Annotated in this window: 17 protein-coding genes; 11 read left to right on the top strand and 6 right to left on the bottom strand. The window is 64.2% G+C overall.

Translation table 11 applies throughout. The features are described 5' to 3' along the window. The first annotated feature begins 14 nt into the window (after window positions 1–14). Genes pstB through phoB form a run of 3 tightly spaced genes read left to right on the top strand, consistent with a single transcriptional unit; the run spans window position 15 to window position 2,220 of the window. On the top strand, window positions 15–812 hold the full coding sequence (gene pstB / locus ACR3EL_RS18515; RefSeq protein WP_093963750.1) for a phosphate ABC transporter ATP-binding protein PstB: 798 nt from the start codon (window positions 15–17) through the stop codon (window positions 810–812). Continuing rightward, window positions 809–1,537, top strand: coding sequence for a phosphate signaling complex protein PhoU (gene phoU, locus ACR3EL_RS18510; protein ID WP_254432954.1), 729 nt, complete (start codon window positions 809–811; stop codon window positions 1,535–1,537). Before pstB ends, phoU begins: the two co-directional genes overlap by 4 nt. Next, a complete protein-coding gene (gene phoB, locus ACR3EL_RS18505; protein WP_170341577.1) occupies window positions 1,537–2,220 on the top strand; it encodes a phosphate regulon transcriptional regulator PhoB in 684 nt (227 codons plus the stop codon). Before phoU ends, phoB begins: the two co-directional genes overlap by 1 nt. Here the strand turns inward: phoB and ACR3EL_RS18500 are convergent. From ACR3EL_RS18500 to ACR3EL_RS18490, 3 genes are all read right to left on the bottom strand, one after another. Continuing rightward, window positions 2,205–3,488, bottom strand: coding sequence for an O-antigen ligase domain-containing protein (locus tag ACR3EL_RS18500; protein WP_170341576.1), 1,284 nt, complete (start codon window positions 3,486–3,488; stop codon window positions 2,205–2,207). The genes phoB and ACR3EL_RS18500 overlap by 16 nt on opposite strands. After that, complete coding sequence (locus ACR3EL_RS18495) at window positions 3,485–4,966, bottom strand: GumC family protein (protein WP_170369273.1); 1,482 nt, start codon at window positions 4,964–4,966, stop codon at window positions 3,485–3,487. Before ACR3EL_RS18495 ends, ACR3EL_RS18500 begins: the two co-directional genes overlap by 4 nt. A gap of 115 nt (window positions 4,967–5,081) precedes the next feature. Then, window positions 5,082–5,696, bottom strand: coding sequence for a response regulator transcription factor (locus ACR3EL_RS18490; RefSeq protein ID WP_170341572.1), 615 nt, complete (start codon window positions 5,694–5,696; stop codon window positions 5,082–5,084). 253 nt (window positions 5,697–5,949) lie between these two features. Here ACR3EL_RS18490 and ACR3EL_RS18485 point away from each other — a divergent pair, with 253 nt between their 5' ends. The 4 genes from ACR3EL_RS18485 to ACR3EL_RS18470 all read left to right on the top strand — a co-directional run bounded on the left by ACR3EL_RS18485 (window position 5,950) and on the right by ACR3EL_RS18470 (window position 11,453). Further along, window positions 5,950–7,323 carry a WecB/TagA/CpsF family glycosyltransferase gene (locus ACR3EL_RS18485; RefSeq protein ID WP_170369275.1) on the top strand — a complete coding sequence of 458 codons (1,374 nt, stop codon included), beginning with the start codon at window positions 5,950–5,952 and terminating at the stop codon, window positions 7,321–7,323. A 21-nt stretch (window positions 7,324–7,344) separates the two neighbouring features. Next, window positions 7,345–8,232 (top strand): UTP--glucose-1-phosphate uridylyltransferase, encoded by an 888-nt coding sequence (locus tag ACR3EL_RS18480; RefSeq protein WP_170341569.1) that lies wholly within the window; start codon window positions 7,345–7,347, stop codon window positions 8,230–8,232. 100 nt (window positions 8,233–8,332) lie between these two features. After that, complete coding sequence (locus ACR3EL_RS18475; RefSeq protein ID WP_254437822.1) at window positions 8,333–8,833, top strand: putative pterin-binding protein; 501 nt, start codon at window positions 8,333–8,335, stop codon at window positions 8,831–8,833. 61 nt (window positions 8,834–8,894) lie between these two features. Continuing rightward, entirely contained in the window at window positions 8,895–11,453 is a 2,559-nt protein-coding gene (locus ACR3EL_RS18470; RefSeq protein WP_170341567.1) for a hybrid sensor histidine kinase/response regulator, read from the top strand. Here ACR3EL_RS18470 and ACR3EL_RS18465 read toward each other — a convergent pair. Beyond that, the gene (locus tag ACR3EL_RS18465; RefSeq protein WP_480722548.1) at window positions 11,443–12,672 is read right to left on the bottom strand and encodes a polysaccharide biosynthesis/export family protein; all 1,230 of its coding nucleotides are present in this window, start codon (window positions 12,670–12,672) and stop codon (window positions 11,443–11,445) included. The genes ACR3EL_RS18470 and ACR3EL_RS18465 overlap by 11 nt on opposite strands. A gap of 195 nt (window positions 12,673–12,867) precedes the next feature. Between ACR3EL_RS18465 and ACR3EL_RS18460 the strand changes: the two genes are divergently transcribed. From ACR3EL_RS18460 to ACR3EL_RS18445, 4 genes are read left to right on the top strand one after another with little or no spacing between them, the layout of a single operon-like run. Continuing rightward, a complete protein-coding gene (locus ACR3EL_RS18460) occupies window positions 12,868–14,106 on the top strand; it encodes an oligosaccharide flippase family protein (RefSeq protein WP_480722660.1) in 1,239 nt (412 codons plus the stop codon). Further along, window positions 14,103–15,023: a glycosyltransferase family 2 protein gene (locus ACR3EL_RS18455; protein ID WP_170369283.1), complete on the top strand. Its 921-nt coding sequence runs from the start codon at window positions 14,103–14,105 to the stop codon at window positions 15,021–15,023. Before ACR3EL_RS18460 ends, ACR3EL_RS18455 begins: the two co-directional genes overlap by 4 nt. Before the next feature lie 20 nt (window positions 15,024–15,043). Continuing rightward, on the top strand, window positions 15,044–16,030 hold the full coding sequence (locus ACR3EL_RS18450; RefSeq protein WP_170341560.1) for a glycosyltransferase family 2 protein: 987 nt from the start codon (window positions 15,044–15,046) through the stop codon (window positions 16,028–16,030). A gap of 14 nt (window positions 16,031–16,044) precedes the next feature. Beyond that, the gene (locus ACR3EL_RS18445; RefSeq protein ID WP_170341558.1) at window positions 16,045–17,028 is read left to right on the top strand and encodes a glycosyltransferase family 4 protein; all 984 of its coding nucleotides are present in this window, start codon (window positions 16,045–16,047) and stop codon (window positions 17,026–17,028) included. 17 nt (window positions 17,029–17,045) lie between these two features. On the opposite strand, the gene ACR3EL_RS18440 is transcribed toward ACR3EL_RS18445, so the two are convergent. Together ACR3EL_RS18440 and ACR3EL_RS18435 are read right to left on the bottom strand one after the other, a co-directional pair. Then, window positions 17,046–17,468 (bottom strand): GNAT family N-acetyltransferase, encoded by a 423-nt coding sequence (locus ACR3EL_RS18440; protein WP_170341556.1) that lies wholly within the window; start codon window positions 17,466–17,468, stop codon window positions 17,046–17,048. 44 nt (window positions 17,469–17,512) lie between these two features. After that, entirely contained in the window at window positions 17,513–18,790 is a 1,278-nt protein-coding gene (locus ACR3EL_RS18435) for an amylo-alpha-1,6-glucosidase (RefSeq protein ID WP_480722544.1), read from the bottom strand. Window positions 18,791–18,794 lie beyond the last annotated feature (4 nt).

Here is an 18,794-nt window from a genome sequence, read left to right as displayed (position 1 = left end):
AAGGGGTCATCATGATGAACGACATGAGCAAGATCGAGCCGAGTACCGCCGTCGACGCCATCAAAATTCAGGCGAAGGGCGTCCAGGTCTTTTATGGCGACAACCAGGCAATCAAGGACGTATCGGTCGACATTCTCGACAAAACGGTAACCGCTTTCATCGGCCCGTCCGGATGCGGCAAGTCCACGTTCCTGCGCTGCCTGAACCGGATGAACGACACGATTGACGTCTGCCGGGTCGAAGGCGACATCCGGATCGACAACGAAGACATCTACGACAAACGGATCGACCCGGTGCAGCTGCGTGCCAAGGTGGGTATGGTGTTCCAAAAGCCGAACCCGTTCCCCAAGTCGATCTACGACAACGTAGCCTATGGTCCCCGGATCCACGGACTGGCCAGAACAAAAGCCGATCTGGATGAGATCGTTGAGAAATCCCTGCGCCGTGGCGCCATCTGGGATGAGGTGAAGGATCGCCTGCACGAGCCCGGCACCGGCTTGTCCGGTGGTCAGCAGCAGCGCCTTTGCATCGCGCGCGCGGTGGCCACTGAGCCCGAGGTCCTGTTGATGGACGAGCCGTGCTCGGCTTTGGATCCGATCGCGACCGCCCAGGTCGAGGAACTGATTGACGAGTTGAAGCTGAATTTCTCGGTGGTGATCGTCACGCACTCGATGCAGCAGGCGGCTCGAGTCAGCCAGAAAACCGCGTTCTTCCACCTCGGCAGCTTGGTGGAATACGGGGACACGGGGCACATCTTCACCAATCCCGAAGACCCGCGCACGGAATCCTACATCACCGGGAGAATCGGATGACCCAGGACGCCATGAAGGACAAGCACATCGTCCGATCTTTTGATCAGGAACTCGAATCCGTTCAGGCGCATCTGATGCGCATGGGTGGTTTGGTCGAGAGCTGCCTGTCGGACGCGATCCGGGCACTGTGCGACAAGGATGTCGAACTCGCCGCGCGCACCGTCAAGGCCGATCGCGCCATCGACGAGTTGGAAGAGATGGTCAAGAACGACAGCGCCAACATCATCGCACGGCGCGCTCCTACGGCCATCGACCTGCGCGTGGTCCTGGCGACCTTCACCATCGCCAACCAGCTCGAGCGCAGTGGGGACCATGCCAAAAACATCGCCAAGCGGGCCGTGACCCTGGCGGACTCCGCGAGTTTGGACGAAGTCAAATCGGCCATCGCGCGTCAGGCCCAGCTGGTGCAGAGCATGATTGCGGATGCCCTGGATTGCTTCATCCAGCGGGACGCGGACAGGGCCCAGGCCATCCGTGAACGTGACGCCGATGTGGATGCGATGTACAATAACGTGTTTCGCGCTCTGCTGACCCATATGATGGAGAACCCAGGCAATATCACCCCGGGCATGCATCTGCATTTCGTGGCCAAGAACCTCGAGCGGATCGGTGATCATGCCACCGGGATCGCCGAGCAGACCATCTATCTTGTCAGTGGGCAGTTGCCTGATGATGACCGCCCGCGCCTCGACAAGACACCGACGGAAACCACCGAGGTCCTGTGATGCCAACGCCATCGATCCTTGTCGTCGAAGATGAACCCGCACAGCGCGAGATCATCTGCTACAACCTCGAGGCCGAAGGCTTTGACGTGCGCCAGGCCGAAACCGGTGACGAGGCGCTGTTGCAGATCAAGGAAGTTCCGCCCGATCTGATCCTGCTGGACTGGATGCTGCCCGGCGTTTCCGGGATCGAGATTTGCCGCCAGCTGAAGATGACAGCCGCGACCCGTGCCATTCCGGTGATCATGCTCTCGGCAAAATCCGAAGAGGTCGACAAGGTGCGCGGGCTGGAAACCGGTGCCGACGACTATGTCACCAAGCCCTATTCGGTGATCGAGCTGATGGCCCGAGTCAAATCCCAGTTCCGGCGGACCCGCCCCGCAGCCGTAGGCGAGCGGTTGGAATACGATGACATCGTCCTGGATGCCGAGACGCACCGCGTGACCCGCGCGGACGAGGACATCAAGCTGGGCCCGACAGAGTTCCGGCTGCTGTCGACCTTCATGGAAAAGCCGGGCCGGGTCTGGAGTCGCGAACAATTGCTCGACCGGGTCTGGGGGCGCGACATCTACGTGGACACCCGGACCGTCGATGTGCATATCGGGCGTTTGCGAAAAGCTCTGACCGTGCGTGGAGGGGTTGACCCGATCCGCACCGTGCGCGGGGCCGGTTACGCGCTCGGCTGAGCCCTGGCCTCTGCCATTTCGCGCAGGTGACATCCCAGCATCAGCTGCGCGGGCCAGAGCAGATAGGCCTCGATCTCGATGTTTTCGCCGAAGGTCAGCAGCAGCAGGGTCATCAGCAGGCCCAGCGGCAGTCGGCCGCGCGCCGAGCGGACCGCGTCGGTGATCACCACGCCGAAATGCACGGCGAAGGGGACAAGAAACGCCACGAAGCCGGTGATGCCCTTGACGAACAGAAGGCCGTACCAGGTATGGTGGCTTCCGATGGGCATATACTCGACCAAATGCGCACCGGGCTGAACCGTTCCGTGACCAAAAAGCATCGCGTCGGACTGCCAGCGTTCATAGGCAATGCGTTGCAGGGTTTCGCGCACACGGGTGCTGTCGGCGCGGGCCGATTTGAAATTCTGCAGCGCCTGGTTGACCAGGTCGATCGCGGCGGCTCCCCACGCCGCGGACGCCGTTGCCACGGCCGACACCAGAAACCATCCGATGCTGCGCGCCACCAACGGCAAAAGGCGCGGCCCCAGCGTGCAGGCCACCAACCCGACCAGCCCCATGCGGGATTTCGACGCCAGGATCATCACAATGCCTGCGCTCAGACCGACGGCCATCCATCCCCGGTGCCGCTCTTCGAGCGCGAACAGGACCATGCATACCCCCAGCAGGGCGGCAAATGGCGACCAGGGCGCGAAGAACTGCCACCGGGGCGTCCAACTGGCCGGATCGATCGTGTAGAGATAGACTGAGAAATACTCGGGCCCCGGCCCACCTACCGCCTTGAGCGGTGAGGTGAAGATCTGGCTGGGCAGGCCCAGATAAGGTGCCGCCAACAGCGGGGGCGCAAGGCACAGGGTCCACAGCCCCAGTCTGCACTGGCCCCGCACCAGAACCTCGCGCCGGATCGGCAGCACGGCCCCGGCCAGAATGAACAATGGAATAAGCGCCCAGCCCTTGGCCCAGCCGATCGAAGACTTGATGGTTTTACCCAGCCCCAGCCCCCAATCCAGATGGCCGGCCCACAGTGCAAACAGCATCAACAGCATGCCGGCCATCCATAGCCAAACCAGCGCCGGAACCGGCCCGGTGGCCCGCAGGTCCGGACGGATCGTCGGCCCCAGATACAAGGCCAGCGCCGCCAACCCCGCCAGGGACCATCCCAGTACCGGCCCGACGACATAGAGCGCGCCGATGGCATAGAACGGCCATGTCCAGACCAGCGCGCGCCAGACAAGCCGCTCGGCCGGGTTCTGCGGCTCGGCCTGGGTCATGCCTTGTTCTCGCCTGTGTCTTTCAGCAGCCGCGAGATCAGCGGGTTGCGGACCCATGCCAGCGTCAGCCCGATCAAAAGCATCAATGTGGCGGCAATCCCGGCCGCGATCGATAGCTTCTTGTTGGGTGAAGACGGCCGTTCCGGCAGCGACGGATTTTCCAGCACCTGGATCAGCGGGTACGAGGCATAGACATCGGTCTTTTTCGATTCCGACCGGGCGATGGCCGAAGCAAAGACGGCTTCGGCCACGGCAAAATCCCTTTGACGGTCTTCGAGTTCGGCGGCCACCGGCGCCAGCGCGGACAGGCGCGCAGTTTCGGCCGCGACCTGTGCGGCAAGGGTTTTTACATGCTTCTCCTGCCCCGCGCGCAGGGCGTTTTCGCGGACAAGCTCGCTGAGCAACTGCGCGCGCTCTCCCTCGGGGGCGCGGTCCAGACCCGAGAGCTGATCGACCGACAGGCCGGTCACCTCGGCCGCGCGTTGGACGGCAACCTGTCGTGCGCCTTCATATTCATCCCGCGCTGTGCGGTAGACCGGATGGCGCGGCCCGAAATTAGCATCGGCCTGCGCCAGCTTGGCCGCGCCGGCCGAGACATCCTTGAGCAGCGACATGTATTGCGCGTCGGCGTACAGCTTTAGCGTCACCGCGGCGGCATCCGGCGGCAGATCCAGCGCGACCTCAAGAGCCGCGACCCGCTCGGCCTGGCGGGCCAGCGTGCTTTCTTCGGCCCGCAGCGTCTGGCGCGCGCGGTCATTGGCGGCCACCTGCTCACGGTATTGGGCGGCCGAGAGCAGCCCACTCTGCCGCTGCAATTGCTCGATCGCAGCGCGGGTTTCACGAACCGAGCGCTGATACTCGTCGATTGCGCCGCTGTTGCTGGCTTCGCGCGTGGCGATCTCGTCCGCGCGCAGGGCGTCGATCTCGGCAAAGAATGCAGCGACAAGGGCATCGCCGTGGCGTTGCGCATCCCCCGGGCTGGTGGCCTCCATTTCGATATGGATAAGGCTGGTCTGGTCCACCAGGCGGATGCGCGGCTTGCCGAACGCATCGCGCTCGGCCTCGACGGCGCGTGCGGCCGCATCCAGAATGCGATCGGCCGACAACAGCCGTTTGTAGGTTTCGGTGGGGCTGATCGACCCGTTGGCAAAGGCCGAATTGGCGTAGGACGAGGCCTGCCCGATATTGGCCAGATTGACCGTGGCCGACGCGCCCGATCCCGGCAGGATCAACGAGGCGTGGGATGCGTATTTGACCGGCGCGGTTGCCAGATACCCGCTGATCGGAGCCCAAATGCAGCTGGACCCCAAAAGAAACAACGCAACGTATCGCGGCAGCCGTCCCGCATCGGTCAGCCGCCCGCCCTTGAGAACGCGCCGCCAGCCCAGCGACCGGATGTCAGTGCGGCTGATGCGCGCCCAGTCCCAGGGGCGGTTTGGCGCAAGCGTTTGTTGGTTGTCGGAAATCTGGTTCGGCATATCAAATCCTCTCTTACAGGAATGATATACCGGGGCGGCTTGGGCTGTCCGCTGCGCAAGGGGTTAGGCCGGGGCGGGTTGGGACAGGCCCCCTATCCGAAAGGATGGGCGCTGGTCAGAACAGGCCCGCCTCGCGCGCGGCCATCGCGGCCTGGGTACGGTTGCTGACACCCACTTTGCGGTACAGCGTTTTCACATGCAGCTTGATCGTGGGCTCGGACAGGTCCAGATCGCGGGCGATCTCCTTGTTCGACTTGCCCTCGGTCAGACCCTTGAGGACCTGGCGCTCGCGCTCGGTCAGTTTTTTGGCCATCGGGTGGGTGTCGTTCGGCTGCTCGGCGCTCATGAATCCGACGGGCAGATATTGCTCGCCCATGGCCATGAAACGGATGGCGTTCACCAGAGACTTGGCCGGCAGGGTCTTGGGCACGAACCCGGCTGCCCCCAGCTCGAGCGCACGTTCAGCCAGATCGCGCGAGGCATCGCCGGTGAACAGCGCCACATGCCGCGCGCGATCCATGCCAATGCAGGTTTCCAACCCGCTCAGCCCGTTCATGCCTGGCATGTTGAGGTCCAGCAGAACCAGATCAAACGGACCGTCGGATTCGATCTTGGCCCTTGCGGTTGCAAAATCCGGCGCGGTGGTGGGTTCGATCCCGCCTGCGGCCTCGATGAAGGCGACGAGCGTGTCCAGAACCAGTTCGTGATCGTCGGCGATAAGAACTTTCATCAATGAACTCCATGTGCCTCCACCCAGACCTGAAAAGGTTAGTAAACCATTGATGATCGGCGGTGAAGACTACCGAACGGACAGGCAGATACCCGATCGGATAGGAGCAACTGGCCGGATTTCCTTGCGGTGCCGCATCCAGGCCGCGTCAGTCAGCCTATTTCTCCGCGCGCTCTCCCGATGCTCGTCTGTTGCGGCGCCGGCACAGCGGGCAGGTTCAGGGCAAGAGTTCAGTTCATGTTCGGAGAGTTCCATGCACTTTCAAGCCGCACACGCCCTATTCGACGGCGCACACACCACGCCCGGCACCGCGCTGCCAATCACCGAAATCCTCGGGCAGCCGGTGGTGAATGCAGAATCCGGTCCGGTCATCACCACGCTTTTGGATGGTCACCGCCGGACCGTCTTTTTCCTGAACGCACATTGCGCAAATGTCCGGGCAAAGAATGACCAATATCGAGCAGCCCTGACGCAAGCCGACTTCGTCCTGCCCGACGGGATCGGGGTCGAGCTTGCCGCCGCGATGCAGGGCGAACACCTGACCGAGAACCTGAACGGAACCGACTTTGTCCCGCGCCTGGTCCGGCGCGCGGCCAAGCTGGGCCAGTCGGTCTATCTGCTGGGCGGAACGCCCGGCACCGCACAGGCCGCAGCAGCGCGCCTGCAAGACATGGCACCCGGCCTGAGGATTGCCGGTTCACGCGACGGGTTTGGTGGCATCGAACGCACGGACGAAGCCCTGGACGAGATCAACCAATCCGGCGCAGATATCCTGCTGGTGGCCATGGGCGTTCCGCTGCAAGAACTGTGGATTACGCGGCACCGTGCCCGGCTGAACCCGAATCTGGTTCTGGGTGTCGGCGCGTTGTTCGACTTTCTGGCGGGCAACGTCCGGCGGGCACCCGGGATCGTGCGGCGGGTCCGGATGGAATGGGCGTGGCGGTTGGCGATGGAGCCGCGCCGCATGGCCCGCCGCTATCTGATCGGAAATTTCGAATTTCTGGGACGGTGCGTCGCCCAGGCTCTTGGCGGGCTGACGCCCAGCCGTAGTCTTGACCTGACCTTCGCGCTGGCGGCCATGACGGTTCTGGCCCTGCCGATGCTGGCCATTGCCGCCCTTGTCCGGCTGGACAGCCGCGGCCCGGCCCTGTTCCGGCAGACACGGGTGGGCAGGAACGGGGTGCCTTTCACCGTCTACAAGTTCCGCTCGATGACCACCGACGCCGAAGCGCAAAGGGCCAGCCTGCTGGCGCAGTCCGACCGCGCAGGCGTGTGCTTCAAGGCACGCCACGATCCGCGTGTCACGCGGGTGGGCAAGGTTCTGCGCCGCTTTTCGCTGGATGAGCTGCCGCAGATCCTCAACGTGTTGAAGGGCGATATGTCGATCGTCGGACCGCGCCCTGCCCTGCCCGAGGAGGTCGCCAAATACCCGCCCCGCGCGCTTGAACGCATGGCCGTCCGCCCCGGGATCACCGGCCTGTGGCAGGTGTCGGGCCGGGCCGCCATCGACTTTGACCGGATGATCGACCTGGACACGGCATATGTGCGGTCCCGTTCGGCCCTTCTGGATCTGATGCTGATTGCCATGACCGTGCGGGCCGTCGTGTCCGGCCGCGGCGCCTACTGAGAAAACCCAAGGAGAATTGTTATGACCAAGATTCGCAAAGCCGTCTTTCCCGTCGCCGGACTGGGCACAAGGTTTCTGCCCGCAACCAAGACCGTGGCCAAGGAAATGCTGCCCCTGATCGACCGCCCTCTGATCCAATATGCCGTCGACGAGGCGCGCGCGGCCGGGATCGAAGAATTCATCTTCATCACGTCACCCGAGAAAACCGCGCTTGAGGCCTATTTCGGGCGGAATACGGCGCTTGAACGCAAGTTGAAGGATGGTGGCAAGACCGAGCTCTTGAACAACCTGCGCTGCGCCGATCTGGAGGATGGCAAATACTGCTTTGTCCGGCAGGATGCGCCCCGTGGATTGGGCCATGCCGTGTCGCTGGCGCGCGAGTGCGTGGGCAATGAGCCGTTTGCGGTGATCCTGCCCGATGACGTCATCAGCGCCCGACGCCCGGCTCTGTCACAGATGGTCCAAAGCTATTGTGACCAAAGCGGCCACATGGTTGCGACCCAATCCGTGCCGTCCGACAGGATCGAGTCCTACGGGGTGGTCGATATCGCCCTGCAGGCCGGGCGTGTGCAAAAGCTGCGCGGCCTGGTCGAAAAGCCCAGCCCCGAGCAGGCGCCATCGAACTACGGCATCGTCGGGCGGTATATCCTGCAGCCATCGATCTTTGATCGTCTGGCCGGCCAGGCACCGGGTGCGGGAAATGAAATCCAGCTGACCGACGCCATCGCTGCGGATATCGAAACCGCTGGCTGCTCGGGCTACGCCTTCGCGGGTGAACGCTTCGACTGCGGCTCAGTCGCCGGGTACCTTGAGGCCACCGCGGTTTTTGCCCTGCAGCGGTCAGAGCTGCGCGAAGGGTTTGAGCGGATCATGGCACAGCGCATGGGCCACCTGCGCCCGGCCGCGTAACGGCGGGCACCTATCCGTTCGGATAGGTGCTTATCCTGATGCCCGTCTGTTGCCCGGTCACGCTTTCTGATCTTGTGCAATTGGACACGAGGAGAATGACATGCGGATTTTACTTGCAGCCTTGGCAATGGTTCTGACCTTGGGCCAGGCACAGGCCCAGGATCTGGCCGAACCCACCGGAGAGGTGGTTCTGACGATCACCGGCAACCTGACCCAGCCCGGAGCCGAAGGTGGAGCGCGGTTCGACATGGACATGTTGAAAGCCTTGCCCGCACGGACATTTGCGACCTCGACGATCTGGACCGAAGGTGAAAACACCTTTGTCGGCGTGCCCTTGTCGGTGGTGCTGGAGGCAGTCGGTGCAGATGGCAGCATTATCCGCGCCACGGCGATCAACGACTATGCGGTTGAAATCCCGATGGACTCGGTCACCGAAAGCGACCCGATCGTGGCCTATGAAATGAACGGTGCCGAGATGTCACGCCGGCAGAAGGGCCCGCTGTGGATCGTCTACCCCTATGACAGCGACCCGAAATACCAGACCGAGGTGACCTATTCGCGCAGCATCTGGCAACTCGATCGTCTCGAGGTCGTTAAATAGCTTGCAACCGGAATGAGTGAAGTAATGAGTAAAGCGCAGTGAACAATCGATGAGGCTCGGATTGAGCGATACCGATACGCAGGTTTTGCGCCGCCGATGGGTCTTCGGACTCATCGGCTTCGGCGTTTTGTTGGGTCTGGTCACGGTGGCGTGGCTGTCGGCGCAGGTGTTTACCGATTTCAACGACCGGCGAGCGGCACCTTCGGACAATGTCCAATGGACGCTGTCGCAGGTTGAGGTCGACTATCTGTCCTACCTGAATGCTCTGGAAACCGCGTCGGCGGCACAGGACGCGGAAAATGGCACGTTGGATCTGGTGCGCCGGCGGTTCGATCTGTTTTACAGCCGTGTCGATACGCTGGCCCAATCCCGCGTGTTCCAGCCTTTGCGCCAGGATGACCGGTTCCGCCTGCCGTTGGAGCGGGTGACCCGGCACCTGAACGCCGCGATCCCCTTGATCGACGCGCCGGATGGGGAGCTGTCCGAAGAACTGGACGATCTGAAACGCGCCGCCCTTGAGATCGGCCCGCATGTCCGCACGTTGGCTGTTTCGGGCATCTCGTATTTTGCCACCGAGTCGGACCAGCAGCGCATCCAGACGGCGGCAAACTTGCTGCGATTGGCGATTCTGTCGGGGGCCTTGCTTCTGACCCTGGGCGCCGTCAGCGCCTATCTTCTGGTTGTCAACCGGCGCGCCACGCGCCGCGGCCGGGCGCTGCGGCAGGCGAATGAACGGATGAACACGATCCTCTCAACCTCGTTGGACGGAGTGATCGTGGTCGATGCCAAGGGCGACGTGATCGAGTTCAACCCAGCTGCCGAGGCAATATTCGGCTATACGGCGGATCAGGCCCGGGGTCGCGCGATCGGTGACCTGATCGTGCCGCCGCATCTGCGTGAGGCACATAGCGCCGGCATGGTGCGCATGCAGTCTGGCGGAGAACGTCATGTCGTCGGCAAAGGCCGTGTCCAGTTGGAGGCGATGCGCGCGGATGGCGAGCAGTTCCCGGTCGAACTTGCGCTGCAATCGGCCCGGGCAGGCGATCAGGAAATCGTCATCGGCTTTGTCCGTGACATCTCGCAGCGGGTTGCCGCCCAGCAGGAATTGATCAGCACTCGTGACCGCGCCTTGGCCGGCGAGAAGGCCAAGGCCGATTTCCTGACCGTGATGAGCCACGAAATCCGCACGCCGCTGAACGGGTTGCTGGGCAACCTCACGCTGCTGAAAAACACCCGCACCACCCGCGAACAGGCGCGGTTCGTCGAGAACATGGAAATCTCGGGCCAGATCCTCCTGAGCCACGTCGACACCGTTCTGGACATCGCCCGGTTTGAGGCCGGGAAACTGTCGGTGCCGTTGCAGCCCTCGAACCTGAACGACATCCTGCAAGAGATTGTGGACGGTCAAAGCGGCAACGCTGCCTCGCGTGGGAACTCCATCTCGTGGCAATGGGTGGGCGAGGCGCGCCCCTGTGTTGCCGCCGATGCCCAAAGGTTGCGGCAGATTCTTCTGAACCTTGTGGGCAATGCCATCAAGTTCACCGAAAACGGCCGGATCTCGATCGAGGTCGAAGTAACCGAGCCTGGCCCAACGGCCGGCGTCAACATCTTTGAATTCCGCATCATCGACACGGGTATCGGTATCGGCCCTGATGAGGTCGACGTCATCTTTGACGATTTTCACACCAGCGATCCAAGCATCGGTCGGGCCGCCGGCGGCACCGGTCTGGGCCTGGGCATCGCACGTCGGTTTGCTCGGGCCATGGGCGGCGAGATCGGCGTTGAAAGCACACCCGGCGAGGGCAGTGTATTCTGGGTTCGTCTGCCGCTGCAGGACGCCGAATTGGACGCCAACGTTGACAGCGACCAGCCAGAGGTTCAGCACGCACAGCCGTTGGACGTGCTGGTGGTCGAAGACAACGAGATCAACCGCGAGGTGATCTGCAACATGCTGAAACTGGACGGTCACCGGGTGACGGTTGCCGAGAACGGCCAACTGGGCGTGGACGCGGCGGCTGCGCATCGGTTCGACGTGATCCTGATGGATATCAGCATGCCGGTCATGGACGGTCCGACGGCCACGCGCCACATCCGCAGCGGGGGCGGGCCTTCGGCAGAGATACCGATCATTGCCGTTTCGGCCAACGTGCTGCCTGATGCGGTCGACGCGTTCCGCGCCGCCGGTATGACCGCCTTTGTCGGCAAGCCGATTGCCCTGGATGCCTTGCGCAAGGCCTTGTCGGTGGTCACCAACCTCGGAGCTTCGACCCGGTCCGAGGACGAAACGGATCATATCGGAGATCTGCGCGTCAGCCTCGGCGCCGACGTCTTTGACCGGTTGCTTGGCAAGTACCTGTCCGAAGGGGATGCCGTCGTCGCTCAGCTTGCCCAGTTGGAGGCCGGTGAAGCCGATCTGGACCAGGTCGCGCAGGAGTGTCACAGGCTGGCGGGAAGTGCGGCGACCTTTGGTGCGATGGGGTTCCGCGATGCGCTGATTGCGATCGAGATGGCCGCAAAATCAGCAGAACGTCAGCAGGTCGCCCTTCTGTTGAACGGTCTGCCCGAGGTTTGGGAGCGGGCAAAGGCTGTGTTGCCCGCCCCCGGTGCGATCAAGGGATGAGCAGCGCGGCGGCCCCGACGATGCCCAGCGACCGGGCGATTTCGGTCACTCCGGTGACCTTGCTGTCGTAACAGGCCACGGCATCACCCGGCAGAACATAGGGGTCGAAGTCGTCACGGTCTCCGCGCCGCAGCAGCTTTTCGATATTGCGCTCGATCACGACCGAGGACCCGGTCACTGGGTTGCGCGTGAACAACACTGCGCTGCGGTTGGCGTTTGTCGTCTTCGACCCGCCGACGCAGTTGCTGTCGACCACGGCCTGCAGGAAACGGGTGCCATAAGGCACTTCACGCACGTCGCGCCCGATGGCGGATTCTGCATTGCCCGCGGCCGGTTGGGTCAGGTTCGACATGTATAGCGTCACGCCGGGCGGGCTGATCGGGCTGGGGCGCATCAGCGCGTCCTGGAAGCAGCCGCGGCTGTTGACCACGATCTGGTCGCCGGTCAGCAGCATGATGTCGGTCGGGTCCGATCCTTCGAACACGCCGCGCAGATCCATGCGATAGATGCGCCCCTGGCGGTGCAGCTCGACCGCTGACAGATCGGCATCCGGCCGCACCCCGCCCGCGGCCCGCAGCGCCACCGACAGGTTGCGCCCCTCGGTCGAGGCCCCCAGCGCGCCTTGGCGCCGACGGTCGAGGGAATCGCCCGGAACACCGCCGATCTCGACCGAGTGCGGCTCGAACACCGCGCCGCGCACACCCACTGTTACCGAGGCGAAATCGCTGACCCGCACGGTCACGCGGGGTTCGGCGTCATAGAACTGGGCTGCAACCAGAACGCGGGCCACCTCTTGTTCGACCTGCTCGGTGGTGCGGCCCTGGGCGCGCACGGGCGGCAGGTAGGGCAGCTTCAGGTCTCCGTCACGCGAAACGACATAAGCGTCGCTCAGCAGATCGTCCCCTTCGATGGTGATCTGGACCATGTCGTTGCGCGACAGTTTCTCGCCCAACAAGGGGCTGAGTGCGGGTTGAGACCATTTCGCATAGGCATTCGCGCCCTGATCGCCGGCCTGCGGCATGCAGGTCTGGCCGTTCATCGCCGCAGCCTGCAGCAATGGCGTGTTGCCCCGCCGACGTCCGGGTTCGCGGTATTGCGCCTGATAACTTTCGCCGCGCGATACGGCTTCGATGTTGCGCGGGGTCTGCATGCTGCTGCACCCCAGCAGGGTCGAGGCGCTGACGGCCGTAATAAGGAAGGTCTTGAAATTCATGGTCATTTTCATCTCCTGATCTTTCACAGAAGATAAACCGCGCCGCGCGGCCTGCGTCAGCCCGGCATCGGGATGGAGGCTTGTCCCATTCGGATAGGTCCCTCTCCGAACGGTCCCCTGCCCCGTCCGACCGCGTCCGGGACACAGGCCATGGCCACCCGTACAACGGAACCAACAACTGTTTTTCGGGATCACGGCTTCATGACGCACAGCTTTGCACAATCCGGTTTCCTGCGGCACCTGTTGGCCTATACCGCCTCCGAAGTGGCGGCCAAGGCGTCGCGCCTGGTCGTCGTGGTCGCCGTTGCCCGCACCCTCAGCCCCGAAGCGATCGGTCTGGCCGCAGCGGCTCTGGCGGCGGGCGACATCCTCAAGGCGCTGACCGAGAACGGAGTGAACCAGCGTATCATTCAGGCCCCGTCCGAGGACCTGGCGCAGCGGTGCAACACGGCGCACCGCATCTTCTGGGGCTGGTGCTCGGGGCTGTGCCTGCTGCAACTGGCGGTCGCGGCGGCGCTGTTCGTCATGGGGCACGCAATGCTGGCGATGCTGCTGGCGGTGCTGGCCGGGGAATACCTGTTCATGCCGGCGGGCCTGGTTCAGGCCGCACTGGCAATGCGCGAGGGCAAGCTGCAGCAGACCGCCGCGATCGCCGGCGGGCAAGTCGTAGGGGCCAATGCTCTGACGGCGCTGCTGGCGGTGGCCTGGGCCTCGCCTCTGGCGCTGGTCCTTCCGCGGCTGCTGACTGCACCTGTTTGGCTGGTGCTGATGCGCCGCCTGCGTCGGTGGTCGCCTGATCGTCGGGCCGGGTTTGCAGCCTTGAAACCTTTCGTGGTCTACGGCTGGGCCGTTCTGGGCGTCGAGCTGGTCAAGGTTCTGCGCCTGCAGGCCGACAAGCTGGTGGTGGGGGCCATGATGGGCGCCGAGGCGCTTGGCATTTATTTCATGGCCTTCAATGCGGGCCTTGGGCTGGCCACTTCGTTCACGCAAGCCTTCTCGGTCGTTCTGTTCCCGCATCTGTGCGCGGCCGAGGACAAGCATGGGGCGCTGCGCCACGGGCTGGGCCTGTCGCTGCTGATCCTGACGCCGCTGGTTCTGCTGCAGGCGGCTTTGGCCCCGGTCTATGTGCCGCTGCTGCTGGGACAGGGCTGGGCCGAGATCGCCCCGGTGGTATCGGTTCTGTGCCTTGCGGCCCTGCCGACGGTGATCTGGTCGGCGGTCGCCGGGTGGCTGCGGTCGGAAAACCGCCCCGTCACGGAATTGCGGGTCAGCACGGTTCTGGCCGCGAGCCTGATCGCGAATACCGCCCTGATGGCGCCGCTGGGCCTGATGCCCGTCGCCGTCGGGTATGTCTGCACCTGCAGCGCCATCATGCTGGCCGCATCCTGGGCGCTGCTGCCGCGGGGTTCTGCAATCACTCAGGAGGCGCGCGCCCAATGACCCGGTTTTCCATCATCGTTCCCTTCCACAATGACGCGGCAACCATTGCCGCCACCCTGAATAGCCTGCTGGGGCAGAGCTTTGCGGATTTCGAACTCATCTGCGTGGGCGACAAGCCCTCGCGCCAGACGACCGAAGTTGTCCGGCAATTTTGCGCGCGCGACGCCCGGGTGCGGGTTGAGGCCAACCCCAATCGCGGCCCCAGCTCTGCGCGCAACCATGGTGCAACTGTGGCCACCGGCGACATACTCGCGTTCTGCGACGCGGATGACCTGTGGGTCACGGACAAGCTGGCCCAACTGGACCGGTTGTTTGCAGATACCAGCATTGATGCGGCCTTTGGTCAGATCGGGTTCTTTTCCGAAACCCCCGGTGATTGTCCGACGCGCTCAACGGTTCCCACCGATCCCCTGACCATTCCAGACCTGCTGGCGGAAAACGCGGTGTGCACGATGTCGAACCTTGCAGTGCGCCGCCAGGTGTTCGCTGCTGTCGGCGGGCTGAACCCGGCTGCGGTCCACAACGAAGATCTTGAGCTGTTGATCCGCTTGGCGGGCGAAGGCCACGTGATCATCGGGGTTGACCGCCTGCAGGTCTGGTACCGGACCAGCGGCAGCGGCCTGTCTTCGGACCTCGAGGCGATGCGGGCCGGGCGCGCTCGGGCGGTTGCAACGGCGGCCCGCTACGGCGTTGCACCGTCGCGCGCATCCGAGGCGATCTACATGCGGTATCTGGCCCGGCGCGCACTTCGTCTGGGCGCGGAACCGTCGATGGCCCGCGCTTATGCCCGCGCCGGTCTGGCGCTGAGCGCGCGCAGCTTTCTCAACCCAATCCGCCGCGGTGTGCCCACTGCACTTGGCGCGGCACTGGCCCCTGCCCTGCCCCGCCCGATCCGTCAGGCGCTGTTTGCCCGCTGATTCCAACCAGGAGACCAAAAATGCCCGAGGCATCCATCATCGTTCCCGCCTACAACACCGCCGCGACCATGACCGAGACTCTGGCCTCGCTTCTGTCGCAGACCCATGATGATTTCGAAATCATCATCGTGGATGACGGCTCGCAGGACGAAACCCCCGCCATTGCCCGCGCCCATGCGACCGACCCCAAAGTGCGGGTGATCCGGCAGGAAAACCGCGGCCTCGCCGGGGCGCGCAATACTGGCATCGCGGCCGCGCGGGGAGAGTTCGTCGGCTTCTGCGACGCCGACGACTTGTGGCTGCCGGAAAAGCTGGCCACCCATGTGCGTCACCTGCAGGCCGAACCCGACCTTGCGATCAGCTATTCCGGCAGTGCCATGATCGACGAGGGTGGTCGGCTGATGCGCGTCCGCCAGTCGCCGCGCCTGCGGGACGTGACGGCGGCACATGTCCTGAAACGCAACCCGATCGGCAATGGGTCGGCAGCGGTAGCGCGCAAATCGGCCTTGCTGGATCTGGCCTACCGCCCAGCGTTCGAGACCAAGCGCGACTGGGTCTTTGACGAAACCTTTCGCCAGTCCGAGGACATCGAATGCTGGCTGCGGCTGATGCTGACGACGGATTGGCAGATCGCAGGCGTGCCGGGGCTGCTGACCCGCTACCGGATCCATGCGACCGGCCTGTCGGCGGCCTTGGACCGTCAGTTGCAGGCGTGGGAGCGGATGGTCGACAAGCTGCGTCCACTGAACCCTGAATTCTTTGCCCGGCACGAGGCGGCGGCGCGCGCCTATCAGCTGCGCTATCTTGCGCGCCGCGCGGTCAGCAATCTGGATGCGCACAAGGCTTGGGAGCTTGCGCAGCGGTCGATTTCAACCAGCGCCCGGCCCCTGATCGAAGAACCCGCAAAAACGTTGACCACCATCATCGCAGCCGCAGCCCTGCGCGCGGTCGGGCCGGCGCCTGTTGTTCAAGCCGGTCGCCTCATGCGCCGCCAGACTTCCATCTGAACCGAGGTTTCCAAATGTCCAAGATCACCGTTCTTCACCTTGTTGATGACACCACGACCGGTGGGGTCATGCGTATGCTCGACCATCTTGCGCAGCTGCCCGAACTGGCCGACGAAGTCCACCAAGAGGTTCGCCCGGTCAAGCGGACCGCCTTCAGCTGGGGCAGTTTCCAAGCCGATGTCATCGTGTGCCACATTGCCCCCGGCTGGCGCTGCCTGCCGGCCTTCTCGGCCTTGCGGGCGATGCATCCCACCACGCGGTTGGTTCATGTCGAACACAGCTATACCCGGTCTTTCACCGCCTTGAACGTGCCGCACAAGCGGCGGTTCTTTGCGATGCTGCGCGTGACCTATTCGTTGTTCGATCAGGTCATCGCCGTCAGCAAGGCGCAGGCCGGCTGGATGGCCGACCGGCGGTTGACCCCCGCATCCAAGCTGAGCGTGATCTCGCCCCAGGTCGACCTGAGCGCGGTTGCCCGCGCAGCCGGGCCGGTCGAGGCGGCCCGGGTCATCGGTGCGATCGGACGGCTCGAGCCGCAGAAAGGTTTCGATCTGCTGATCGAAGGGTTTCGCATGTGCCCCAACCCCGATGCACGGCTTGTGATCTTTGGCGAAGGCAGCCAGCGCGACCGCCTTGCAGCCTTGGCCGCAGGCGACCGGCGGATCGAGTTTCGGGGCCACGCCGACGACCCGGCCGAGGCCTACCGGGCCGTGGACGTGGTGGCGATGCCCTCGCGGTGGGAGGCCTACGGGCTGGTGGCGGATGAGGCGCGCGCGGCGCGGCGTCCGGTCATCGTCAGCATGGTCGACGGTCTGCGTGACCGGATCGGGGCAAGCGGCGTGATCCCGTGCGGGTCCGATCCCAAGGCGTGGCGCAAATCGATCGAGGCAGTTCTGGCGGGCACGCCTCCGGTGGTTCCCGCCCTGGCACCCAAGGCTGATAGATCCCGCTATGCACAGCGGTGGCAGCAGGTGTTCGATCCGGCCAAACGGTTGTGAGGGCGGCGTGGTGACGGCTACGGCAAGGCGCGCCGCAAGAACCAGCGGCAATGTCCGGGCGGGTTTTGCGTGGGCGTGTTGGCCAGGCGACCAAAGGGCTCGAATCCCAAAGCCTCATAGAACCGCGCGGCGGACGGGTTGGATGTGTCCAGCCACGCAGAATGACACCCGCGCCGGCGCGCCTCGGCAAAGGCGTGGTCCAGCAACTGCCGGCCCAAACCGCAGCGTCGATGGGCCGGGTCGATCCATAAGGTCTTGATCAGCAGCCACCCATAGGAGGTTGCGCCATGCAGGCCGCCCACCCGGTTGGCGCCGTCCTGCGCAATCAGCGTGATGCTGTCATTGACCCCTTGCGGCGCGGTGGCCCGCAGTTCCGCAAGAAGGGCTTGCTCGACCCAGTCCTCCTGCCCGGGGGCGGAAACAATGGACGGGCCCGTCATCGGTCAGGCCCATGCCCGTTGAGTGGGGATCGGTGCGGCACCGCTCATGCCGGGGAAGTTTCCGCGTTCAGGATCTCGATCACCATCGCTGCCGTCCAGGTGAAGCTGCTGCCGCCGCAGGGTTCGGCGGTGACCGGGTCGTAATATTCGGCAAAGCCGCTTTGCTCGATCAGGCGCAGGCTGTCGTCGACGATCCGCTGCACGATCCGGGTTTGCCCGGCGCGTTGCAGACCATCTGCGATCATGTAGTTCACGATCAGCCAGACCGGCCCGCGCCAGTACCTTAGCCCGTCGAATTCGGGGGCCGCCGGGTCGTGGCTGGGCACCAGATACGGGACCGTGGCACCGATGGCTTCCAACCGCTGGGCAATGGCTTGCGCGCGGTGCTCGGGGATGGGACAGAACGCCGCCAGCAACCCGCCGATCGAGGGGCTGTCGATCAACTCCCCGGTGACCCGATCAAAGCACAGATATTGCCCACGGGTCTCGCTCCACAGGGCGTCCATCGCCGCGATGCCCGCTTGCGCAAAGGCGCGCGAGGCGCTTGCGATCTCGGCCTCGCCCAGGTCGTCGGCCAGCGCGGCAAGGTCGAGGCACGAGCGGATCAGGATCGCGTTGAATCCGGGGTCTACGACCCGGAACGGCGAGGCGTCATGCAGCCTGGAATTATCCCAGCCAAGGCCGCGGAAATGTTGCACCAGCCAGATATAGCGGCGGTATTCTTCATCGGTCGGCCTGTGCGCCGGGTTGGCGTGGGCCACGTCGCGACGCTGGAACGGGGCCACGCCCTCGGTCGGGACCCGGGCCAGCGCCGCGTCCCAATCTACCGAGTTGTCACGCCCCGATTCCCACGGGTGGATGATGGCGACCAGTCCGGTGCCCTGCGGGTCACGGTTCGTATAGAACCATTGGTGCCAAGCATGGATCTTGGGCAGCAGGGCACGGGCCTGCGCATCGGCCAGCGCCCGGTTCTTCGCCCGCGCATGGGTTCGCCGTACGGCAAACCCGGCCACCGCAGGCTGCGTGATGCCCGAGGTTGGAACCGCGCGGCCAGTGGCCCAGACATCCGGCCCCGGGAAATAGCCGTCATTCATCTCGTGAAAGATGATATGCGGCACCATCCCGTCATCCCACTGATGCCGGAACAAGGTCTCGATCTCGCGCCAGGCGCGGGCCTCGTCGAAATGCGAGAACCCAAGGGCGCTGAGCGCGCTGTCCCAGTTCCACTGGAACGGATAGAGGCCGTGGGTGGGCACCGTATAGTCGCCCCGGTCGTTTCGGACCAGAACGGCGCGGGCCTGTTCGATAAGATCCTGTTTCATTGCG

Source organism: Ruegeria sp. BJ3 (assembly GCF_056535665.1).
The sequence above is the reverse complement of the archived record's forward strand: the minus strand, read 5'-3'. Positions and strand labels throughout refer to the sequence as shown.

Excerpts from the sequence above, each read along its gene's own strand:
- pstB (WP_093963750.1), top strand. The coding sequence starts at position 15 with ATGAACGACATGAGCAAGATCGAGCCGAGTACCGCCGTCGACGCCATC.
- phoU (WP_254432954.1), top strand. The coding sequence starts at position 809 with ATGACCCAGGACGCCATGAAGGACAAGCACATCGTCCGATCTTTTGAT.
- phoB (WP_170341577.1), top strand. The coding sequence starts at position 1,537 with ATGCCAACGCCATCGATCCTTGTCGTCGAAGATGAACCCGCACAGCGC.
- ACR3EL_RS18500 (WP_170341576.1), bottom strand. The coding sequence starts at position 3,488 with ATGACCCAGGCCGAGCCGCAGAACCCGGCCGAGCGGCTTGTCTGGCGC.
- ACR3EL_RS18495 (WP_170369273.1), bottom strand. The coding sequence starts at position 4,966 with ATGCCGAACCAGATTTCCGACAACCAACAAACGCTTGCGCCAAACCGC.
- ACR3EL_RS18490 (WP_170341572.1), bottom strand. The coding sequence starts at position 5,696 with ATGAAAGTTCTTATCGCCGACGATCACGAACTGGTTCTGGACACGCTC.
- ACR3EL_RS18485 (WP_170369275.1), top strand. The coding sequence starts at position 5,950 with ATGCACTTTCAAGCCGCACACGCCCTATTCGACGGCGCACACACCACG.
- ACR3EL_RS18480 (WP_170341569.1), top strand. The coding sequence starts at position 7,345 with ATGACCAAGATTCGCAAAGCCGTCTTTCCCGTCGCCGGACTGGGCACA.
- ACR3EL_RS18475 (WP_254437822.1), top strand. The coding sequence starts at position 8,333 with ATGCGGATTTTACTTGCAGCCTTGGCAATGGTTCTGACCTTGGGCCAG.
- ACR3EL_RS18465 (WP_480722548.1), bottom strand. The coding sequence starts at position 12,672 with ATGACCATGAATTTCAAGACCTTCCTTATTACGGCCGTCAGCGCCTCG.
- ACR3EL_RS18460 (WP_480722660.1), top strand. The coding sequence starts at position 12,868 with ATGACGCACAGCTTTGCACAATCCGGTTTCCTGCGGCACCTGTTGGCC.
- ACR3EL_RS18455 (WP_170369283.1), top strand. The coding sequence starts at position 14,103 with ATGACCCGGTTTTCCATCATCGTTCCCTTCCACAATGACGCGGCAACC.
- ACR3EL_RS18450 (WP_170341560.1), top strand. The coding sequence starts at position 15,044 with ATGCCCGAGGCATCCATCATCGTTCCCGCCTACAACACCGCCGCGACC.
- ACR3EL_RS18445 (WP_170341558.1), top strand. The coding sequence starts at position 16,045 with ATGTCCAAGATCACCGTTCTTCACCTTGTTGATGACACCACGACCGGT.
- ACR3EL_RS18440 (WP_170341556.1), bottom strand. The coding sequence starts at position 17,468 with ATGACGGGCCCGTCCATTGTTTCCGCCCCCGGGCAGGAGGACTGGGTC.
- ACR3EL_RS18435 (WP_480722544.1), bottom strand. The coding sequence starts at position 18,790 with ATGAAACAGGATCTTATCGAACAGGCCCGCGCCGTTCTGGTCCGAAAC.